The organism is Cereibacter sphaeroides 2.4.1 (assembly GCF_000012905.2).
GTDB lineage: Bacteria > Pseudomonadota > Alphaproteobacteria > Rhodobacterales > Rhodobacteraceae > Cereibacter_A > Cereibacter_A sphaeroides.
The window spans coordinates 105,374-114,179 of record NC_007488.2 but is presented as its reverse complement, the minus strand read 5'-3'; the positions used below and the strand labels follow the sequence as shown (position 1 = coordinate 114,179).

Here is an 8,806-nt window from a genome sequence, read left to right as displayed (position 1 = left end):
TACTTTGCTTGGATGCGACAATTCTACTTTGCGCTTACACCGACAGAACGGATAAGGATAGTTATGTTGCATGGAGGCGGGCGCGGATTGCATTGGGCGGCGCCGTGGGTTGCGGCTCCGCCGCCGGCGGTCGGATCGGAAAGCCTTTTCAGCGGTGGGGACGAGAGGCAGGAGAGCCTGACGACATCCGCATCAGCCTCGCCGGGCGCGGGCTGTCAGGGCCTTGCGCCGGTCGGGAAACAGCGGCGCCCGGGCCTCGTGGCGATGCCGGACGGCGGGGCGCGGGTATCCGGCACGGCGCGCGGCTTGAAGGAACGGGCCTTCCTCTGGTAAGCGGAAGGCCGTTCCACCGCGCGCAATGGAGAGTCCAGTGGCAGAAGACGGGCCGCCCCGGGCCGTGAAGCGCGCGGTGACGGTCAAGGACGTCGCCGCGGCCGCGCAGGTGTCCCGGGCGACGGCGGCGCGGGCGCTGAACGGCTACGGCTATGTGGGCGACGAGGCCGCGCGGCGGGTGCAGGAGGCGGCCGAGCGGCTGGGCTACCGCGGCAACCGGATCGCGCAGGCGCTGCGGCAGGGGCAGATGCCCATCGTGGGCTTCGTGCCCGGCGACATCCAGAACCCGTTTTTCGCCCGCGTGGCCCATGACATCGATGCGGCTCTGCGCCGGAGCCGGCACAGTCTGCTCATCGCCAGCAGCGACGAGAGCCTCGCGCAGGAGCAGGGCCTGCTCGACAATCTGCGCGCGCTGAATGTGCGCGGCATGATCGTGGCCCCCGCCTCCGAGGGCGACAACCGCCATCTGGCGCGGCTGGTGCGCGAGGGCGTGCCGCTCGTGCTGATCGACCGCGAGCTGCCGGGGATGGAGTGCGACAGCGTGACGGTCGACAACGAGGGCGGCGCGCACGAGGCCATCGGCCTGCTGATCGCGAACGGGCACCGGCGGATCGCGCTGATCCACGACGCCTCGCGTATCGCCACCGCCCGGCAGCGGCGCGAGGGCTATCTGCGCGCGCTGGCCGAGGCGGGGCTACCGGCCGAAGACCGGCTCATCGCCGTGTCGCAATCGACGGTCGAACATGCCATCGACGCCACGATCCGCCTGTTCAGCCGGCCCGAGCGGCCGACCGCGCTTTTCACCGTGGACAGTCTGATGACGACGGGGGCGCTGCTCGCGCTGCGCTCGATGGGGCTTGCCGTGCCGCGCGACGTGTCGCTGATCGGTTTCGACGACTTCGACCTCGCCACCTTCACCGATCCGCAGATCACCGTCGTGGCGCAGCCCGTGGGCCAGATCGGACCTCTGGCCACGAAGATGCTGCTCGAGCGCATCGAGGGCAGCGACCAGCCGGCCCGCCAGGTGCGCTTTCCCACCCGCCTCATCGCGCGCGGCTCGGTGGCGCGGGTCGATTTCGGCCGCGCCTGACCTCTCGCACGCCGTCAAAGAATCTCTTGCCAGATCGAGTCTCGCGTGCAGTATGAGTATGAGATCGGTCTCTCAGTCGCTGCGGCGGCCGGACCGATCCTTTTTTGCCTCGCTGTGAGATCGGTCTCATGAATCTTCCCGCCGGCTCGTCCCTGTCTCGCGCCACTGCCCTTGCCGGGCCGTTTGACGCGGCGGGCCATCGGCGGGATCTCGAAGCGGCGCTGGCGGCGGCCGAGACGGCGGCGCGCTGGATCCCGGCCCTGTCGGTGGAAAGGCTCGTGCTGGTGGGCGGGGGAGAGGCGCAGCTTCTGGCGCAACCCGCGCTCGATCTGGTGGGCCGGACCTCGCGGCTGGCCTCTTTCGCGCTTGCCTCGGAGGAGGCGCGGATCGGCCTGCCGCCGGAGCGCGCGCCCGGCACGCTGGTGCTGCTTTCGGCGCCCGACCCGGATCTGGCGGAGACGCTTGCCGCCCGGGGGGCCGCGGTCTGGACGCTCGCGCCGATGGCGCCCGAGGCCCTTTGCCTGCAGGCGCTGGCCTGGGCTGTCCATCTGCTCGCGGCGCGGGGAGAGATCGCGGCGCCCGACGCGGTCCGCGAGGGGCTGGCCGCCCTGCCCCGCGATCTCGGGCCTGCGAAAGCGGCCTTCGAGCCCGAGGCCGCCCGGCTGGCCGCGCGCCTGCGGGCCGAGCCCTATCAGATCGTCACCGGCGCGGGCGGGGCCTGGCCCGTGGCGCACCGCTTCGCGCTGTCGGCGCTGGAGCGCGGGCTGCGCCTGCCCGCGCGCCCGGTCCATGCCGCCGATTTCTTCCACGGCACGCTCGAACTGATCGAGCCGGGGGTGAGCCTCCTTCTCGTGAAGGGCGAGGATGCCCTGCGCCCGCTGACCCTCCGCGTCGAGCGGTTCGTGGGCCGCTACACCGACCGTCTGCGCATCGTGGATGCGGCCGCGGCCGAGCTGCCGGGCCTTGGCCCCCGCCTGCGGGCGCTGGCGACCCCGGTGATCCTCGCGGCGCTGCTCGAGCGGGTCGAGGCCCATCTGGGGCCGCCCGCCCCGCGCCCCGGCGACTGACGCCCAACCCAAGACCAACAAGAAGCCCGACAACAGGAGAGAGAGATGAAACGGTCCTTGCAGTCCATGACAGCCATCGTCGCCGCACTGTCGGCGCTGGGAGCGGGCGCCGCCGCGGCCCAGACGGCGGTCGCCGATCCCGCGGCCCCGGTCGAATACGAGGGCACGATCAAGGTGCTGACCAAGTTCGGGATGCAGCGCCTCGCGCCCTATTTCACCGAGCTGGCGCAGGAATACGAGGCGCAGCATCCCGGCGTCACAATCGAGCTCATCCAGGAAGACGATGACAGCGTGAAGGGCAAGACCAAGACGCTGGTCGCCTCGAACTCGATCCCGGATGTCTTCTTCTCCTGGACCGGCACCTGGGGCGGCAACTTCATCCGCGGCAAGCGGGCGGTGGATCTGACGCCGGTGATCGGACCGGACACGGACTGGGGCAAGACCTTCGCCCCGGCCGCGGTCGATGCCTTCGTCTACGACGGCAAGCATTATGGCATCCCGCTCTATCTCGATGCGAAATTCATGGGCTACAGCAAGCCCATCTTCGAGAAGCTGGGCCTGTCGGAGCCCGAGACGCTCGAGGACATGCTGGCGGCCTGCGACACGATCAAGGAGGCGGGCATCACGCCGATCTCGATCGGCAACAAGGAGCCCTGGGTCGCCGTCCATTATCTCGGCCAGCTGCTGGCCTACAACGTGCCGAAGGACGTGCTGGAGCGCGATTTCGACCCGGCGACCGCGGACTATGAAGACCCGGGCTATGTCGCCTCGCTCGAGCAGTTCAAGGCCATCGCCGACCGCTGCACCATCGGCGCGGGCATGAACGGCATCTCCTATCAGAATGCGATCCAGGAGCTGAGCGACGGCAAGTCGGCGATGTATTATCAGGAGATCATCGAGTTCGACAATTCGGCCTCGGACAAGACCAAGCTCAAGCCCGAGGAGTTCGGCTTCTTCCCGCTGCCGGCGCCGAAGGATGCCAAGGGCGATCCGAAGGCGCTCGAAGGCGCGCCCGAGGGCTACATGATCTCCTCGGCCTCCGAGAATGTGCCGCTCGCGCTCGATTTCATGAAGTTCGTGACGAGTCAGGCCAATGCGAAGGTGCTGTCGGCCCCGCCCTACGGCCAGCCGAGCGCCGTGGTGGGCGGCGCGGATCCGGCGCAGATGAGCCCGGCCGTGGTGGGCGGCCTCGAGGATATCGCCGAGGCCTCCTACCTGATGCAGTGGCTGGATACGGTGAACCATCCGCGCGTCGCCGCGGCGTGGCTGTCGAACCTGCAGGCCTTCGCGGGCGGCAACCTCACGGCCGAGGAGGTCGTGGCCGAAGTCCGTGCGGCCGCCGCCGCGGCCAAGTGATGAGCTTGTCCGCGGACATCGGAAAGAGCGGGGTCGCCCTCAGCGGCCCCGCCCACGGGGCAGGGAGGGGGCCGCGGCTGCGCCCCCTCCTCTCCCGGCTGCTGGCGCTGCGCTGGATCGTCGTGGCGCTCGTCCTTGTGGGCTGGTTCGTCTATTACCCGATCGTCAACAACTTCTTCGTCAGCACCACGAACCAGGACATCTTCACCGGCGAGGTGACGCAGGTCGGGCTCGACAATTACCGCAGGCTCACGCAGGACCCGGTGGTGGGCCGCGCGCTCTGGAACAACGGCGCCTATGCGGTGCTCTCCATCCTCTTCCAGGTCTTCGCGGCCTTCTGCCTCGCCGCCATCGTCGAGGGCCTGTCCTCGGAACGCTGGCGCAACTTCTGGCGGGCGCTCTATTTCGTGCCCTCGGCCATCTCGACGACCGTCACCGGGCTCCTCTTCTATTTCATCTATCAGCCCGACATCGGCATCCTCGACGGGCTGCTGAAGGCCCTGAACCTGCAGGAATGGTCGCATGTCTGGCTCGGCGATCCGCGGACGGCGATCTATGCCATCATCGCCATGAGCCAGTGGCAGGGCTTCGGCTATTCGACGCTCCTCTTCACCATCGCGATCCAGAAGATCCCGCAGGAGCTTTACGACGCGGCGCGGATGGACGGGGCGGGCCCGCTCCGCCAGCTCTGGAGCATCACCTTCCCCCTCACGCGCGAGATGACCGGCATGATGATCATCGTGACCGTGACCGGCGCCTTTCAGGTCTTCAACGAGGTCATGGTCATGACCGGCGGCGGGCCGAACAATTCGAGCCAGGTGCTGGGCACATGGCTCTACGAGCAGGGCTTCAACCAGAACGACATGGGCTATGCCGCGGCCATCGGTTCGGTCGTCTTCGCGGTGACGATGCTCACGGGCATCCTGCAGCTCTGGTACACCCGGCGGCGGAGGGTCCTCGCATGAGCGGCGCGACCCACTCCGCCCGCGGCTTCTGGCCCGTGATGGGGCAGGCCTTCCTCTGGGCCTTCCTCCTCGCCGTGGGCGTCGTCGTGCTTTATCCGCTGCTCTGGATGGGGCTCGGCGGCTTCAAGTCGAACAGCCAGATCTTCGACCAGCCCTTCGCCCTGCCGCAGGACTGGTCGCTCGAGAACTACTTCTCGGCCTGGCGCGGGGTGCAGGGCTACATGGTCTCGAGCCTCCTCGTCACGCTGGTCTCGACGGTGGCGACCGTGCTGATCTCGGCGCGCGCGGCCTATGGGCTCACGCGGACGGCGATGCCGGCAAAGCCCCTCATCACCGCCTTCGTCCTCGGCGGCATGATGCTGAGCCCGACCGTCGCCCTCGTGCCGCTGGTGCGGATGCTCCAGTCGCTCGGGCTCTACGACACGCACTGGGCGCTCATCATCCTCTACACCGCCTTCCGCGTGCCCTTCACCACCTTCCTGATCCGCGCCTACATGCTCGACCTGCCGCGCGACCTCGACGAGGCCGCCATGATGGACGGCGCAAGCCCCGGCCAGATCTACCGCAGGATCATCCTGCCGCTCTGCCGGCCGATCGTCGTCTCCTGCGTCGTGCTCCATATCCTCTTTGCCTGGAACGAATATCTCTTCGCCATGATCTTCACCAACAGTCCCGGCGTGCAGACGCTGCCCGTGGGCCTCACCTCGCTGATGTCGAAGCAGGGCACCGACTTCGCGCAGGTCTTCGCCGCCATGACGCTCTCGGCGCTGCCCATCGTCATCATCTTCTTCCTGACCCAGCGATACTTCATCCGCGGCCTGACCGAAGGGATGGCGAAATGAGCGCCCGTCTCTCCGCCCGCCAGTCGATCGGCGCGAACTTCGCCTTCCAGCACTTCCCGCTGGCCGAGGTGGCGCGCCGGATGCGCGGCTTCGGCTTCACCGAGATCGAGCTCTGGGGCGTGGCGCCGCATCTCGACCTCTTCCACTCGACCGACCGCGACGTGGCGGAGGTGAAATGCGTGCTGTCGGGCGAGGGCCTGTCGGTGCGCTGCCTCACGCCCGAGCAGGTGGTCTATCCGATCAACATCGCCTCGGGCGACGATGCCTTCCGCGCGGCCAGCATCGACCGCTTCCGCCGCGCGGCCGACATCGCGGCCGAGCTGGGCGCGCGGCACCTGTTCCTGACCCCCGGCCGCGGCTACGAGAGCGAGCCCGCCGCGCGCGCCTGGGACCGCTCGGCCGAGGCGCTGCGCCTGATCGCGGGCCATGCGGCGGGCCTCGGGCTCCGCTGCCTGCTCGAGCCGCTCCAGCGGGTGGAGAGCAACATCGCCCACAGCGCCGCCGATACGGCGCGCCTGCTGGAGATGGTGGGCGCGGACACGGTGGATGTGGTGCTCGACACGGTCGCCATGGCCTGCGCGGGCGACAGCGTGGCCGATTACGCGCGCCTCTTCGGCGACAGGCTCGCCCATGTGCATCTCGTGGATGGCCGCCCGGCGGGCCATCTCGTCTGGGGCGAGGGCACGCTGCCGCTCGCCCGGATCCTCGCCGATCTCGCGGCGGCGGGCTATCGCGGCGCGCTCTCCTTCGAGCCCTTCGGCGACGGTTCCTATGCCCTCGATCCGGTGGCGGCCTGGACCCGCCATCTCACGGCGCTCGCGCCGCATCTCGATCCCGTGGAGGCCCGCCCATGAGCCGCAGCCCGACCCTGATCGCCGTGGGCGACAATTGTCTCGATGTCTATCTGTCGAAGGACCGCATGGCGGTGGGGGGCAATGCCCTCAACGTGGCGGTGCAATGGATGCGCGCGGGCCTGAAGACGCGCTACTTCGGCCTTGTCGGCCCCGACCCCGAGGGCGATGTGGTCCGCACCGCCCTCTGCCGCGCGGGGCTCGATCCCGACGATTGCGAGGTGCGCCCGGGCAGCACCGCCGTCACGCTTCTCCTCGAACGCGACGGCGACCGGCGCTTCCTGCTCGAGGATCTGGGCGTGGGGCTGGGCTATGTGCCCGAGGGCGCGCGTTACGCGGCGCTGCGGGCCGCCGACTGGGTGCATCTGGGCACCCACAGCGCACCCGAACTGGTGCGCGCCCTCGTCCGCGACGGCGCGCGCTTTTCGGTCGATGTCTCGACGCATCACGATCTCCTCGATCTCGAGGGCGTGCCGCTCGTCTTCGCCTCGGGGCCCGAGGATCCGTCCGAGCGGGTCGAGCCGCTGCTCGCCCGCTTCCGCGAGCGCGGCGCGCAGGCCACCGTCGTGACCTGCGGCAGCCGCGGTGCCTTCCTCGAGGCGGGCGGCACCGTCACGCCCGTTCGCGCGCGGCGGGTCGAGGTGGTGGACACCTGCGGCGCGGGCGACAGCTTCATCGCGCGCTTCATCGCGCTCTGGGCCATCGAGCGCCGCGCCGATGCCGAGGCCCTGCGCGGGGCGGCGGATGCGGCCACCAACACCTGCCTGCACGAGGGCGGCTTTCCGCAGCCGCTGCTGCCGATCCCCTCGTGGCTCCTGGACAAATATGCCGAGGTGATCGCGGCGGGAGAGGTCTGAGATGGCGTCCTACAGGCTGGCACTTCCCGCCGCGGCGCCCGAGGGCGACCGCTCCTTCTGGCTCCGCGATCTGGGCGCAGGCCCCGCGACGCCGCCCTTCGCGGGCGAGGCCGCCTGCGACGTGGCCATCGTCGGCGGCGGTTACACCGGCCTCTGGACGGCGCTGCGCCTGAAGGAGCAGGCGCCCGAGCTGCGCGTGACGATCCTCGAGGCCGATTTCTGCGGCTCGGGCGCCTCGGGGCGGAACGGCGGGCAGGTCCACAGCTGGTTCGCGGAGCTCGACCTGCTGACCCGCCTCGTCGGCGCCGAGGAGGCGCTGGCGCTCTGCCATGCCACCGCCGAGGCCATCGAGGAGCTGGCGGAGCTGCAGGCCTCGGGCACGATCGACATGGACCTGCGGCTCGACGGCTGGCTCTGGACGGCCAGCGCGCGGGCGCAGGAAGGCGCGTGGGAGCCCGCCGCCGATCTTTGCCGCAAGGCGGGCGAGGCCGACCGGCTGCGGCCCGTGGGCGCGGAGGAGATCCGCCGCCGCACCGGCTCGGGCGCCTCCTACATGGGCGTGGTCGAGCCGCGCGCGGGCACGGTGCAGCCCGCGAAGCTCGCCCTCGGGCTGCGGGCGCTGGCGCTGTCGCGGGGCGTCGCGATTCACGAGCGGAGCCCCGTGTCCGAGATCGTGTCGGGCAGGCCCTGCCGGCTGCAGACGCCGGGCGGCACGCTTCAGGCGGGCAAGGTGGTGATCGCCTCGAACGCCTGGGCCGCGGCGCTGCCCGAGCTCTCCCGCTACCTCTATGTGGTGGACAGCCAGATCGTCGCGACCGAGCCGGTGGCCGAGACGCTCGACCGGCTGGGCTGGACGGGCGGCGAGTCGATCTGCGACGCGCAGGCCCATGTGCTCTATTACCAGCGCACCAGGGGCGGGCGCGTGGTCTTCGGGCGCGGCAGCGGGAATGTGGCCTACGGCAACCGCTTCGGCGCGGCCTTCAACCGCCGGCCGGACGGCGGCGCCGACAATCTGCGCGAGCTCTCCCGCGTCTATCCCGAACTGCGGGGCGTGAAGATCGCGGCCGACTGGTCCGGCCCCATCGACTGTTCGGCCGCGCATCTGCCCGTCTTCGGCTCGCTCACGGGCGAGCCCGACATCCTGTTCGGCGTGGGCTTCAACGGCACCGGCATCGCCCAGACGCCGGTCGCGGGCCGGATCCTCGCAAGCCTCGTGCTCGGGCAGGACGACCGCTGGAGCCGGAGCGGCCTCGTGGGTCTTGCGCGCCGCCAGACGCTGCCGCCGGAGCCGGTGCGCACGCTGGGCGCGCGCCTCGTGCGCCGCGCCATCCGCATCCGCAACGACCTCGAGATCGAGAACCGGAGCCCGGGCCCGCTGGTGCGCTGGCTCTCGTCGCTCACGCCCGGCCGGTGACGGCCATGAACGGTGCCACCGCGCCCTCGGG

8 protein-coding genes are annotated in these 8,806 nt (G+C 70.3%); all 8 read left to right on the top strand.

The window, feature by feature from the left end; all coding sequences use genetic code 11:
• Window positions 1-370 precede the first annotated feature (370 nt).
• The 8 genes from RSP_RS20325 to RSP_RS20290 all read left to right on the top strand — a co-directional run bounded on the left by RSP_RS20325 (window position 371) and on the right by RSP_RS20290 (window position 8,775).
• Entirely contained in the window at window positions 371-1,423 is a 1,053-nt protein-coding gene (locus tag RSP_RS20325) for a LacI family DNA-binding transcriptional regulator (protein ID WP_012643335.1), read from the top strand.
• A gap of 128 nt (window positions 1,424-1,551) precedes the next feature.
• Complete coding sequence (locus RSP_RS20320) at window positions 1,552-2,490, top strand: hypothetical protein (RefSeq protein ID WP_011331331.1); 939 nt, start codon at window positions 1,552-1,554, stop codon at window positions 2,488-2,490.
• Between the two features lie 45 nt (window positions 2,491-2,535).
• Entirely contained in the window at window positions 2,536-3,846 is a 1,311-nt protein-coding gene (locus tag RSP_RS20315) for an ABC transporter substrate-binding protein (RefSeq protein ID WP_011331330.1), read from the top strand.
• Window positions 3,846-4,811, top strand: coding sequence for a carbohydrate ABC transporter permease (locus RSP_RS20310; RefSeq protein WP_011331329.1), 966 nt, complete (start codon window positions 3,846-3,848; stop codon window positions 4,809-4,811). The genes RSP_RS20315 and RSP_RS20310 overlap by 1 nt, the downstream gene beginning before the upstream one ends.
• The gene (locus RSP_RS20305; protein WP_011331328.1) at window positions 4,808-5,653 is read left to right on the top strand and encodes a carbohydrate ABC transporter permease; all 846 of its coding nucleotides are present in this window, start codon (window positions 4,808-4,810) and stop codon (window positions 5,651-5,653) included. Before RSP_RS20310 ends, RSP_RS20305 begins: the two co-directional genes overlap by 4 nt.
• Window positions 5,650-6,507 (top strand): sugar phosphate isomerase/epimerase family protein, encoded by an 858-nt coding sequence (locus RSP_RS20300; RefSeq protein WP_011331327.1) that lies wholly within the window; start codon window positions 5,650-5,652, stop codon window positions 6,505-6,507. The genes RSP_RS20305 and RSP_RS20300 overlap by 4 nt, the downstream gene beginning before the upstream one ends.
• The gene (locus RSP_RS20295; protein ID WP_011331326.1) at window positions 6,504-7,361 is read left to right on the top strand and encodes a fructoselysine 6-kinase; all 858 of its coding nucleotides are present in this window, start codon (window positions 6,504-6,506) and stop codon (window positions 7,359-7,361) included. Before RSP_RS20300 ends, RSP_RS20295 begins: the two co-directional genes overlap by 4 nt.
• A gap of 1 nt (window position 7,362) precedes the next feature.
• Window positions 7,363-8,775 carry an NAD(P)/FAD-dependent oxidoreductase gene (locus RSP_RS20290; protein WP_011331325.1) on the top strand — a complete coding sequence of 471 codons (1,413 nt, stop codon included), beginning with the start codon at window positions 7,363-7,365 and terminating at the stop codon, window positions 8,773-8,775.
• Window positions 8,776-8,806: the final 31 nt, after the last annotated feature.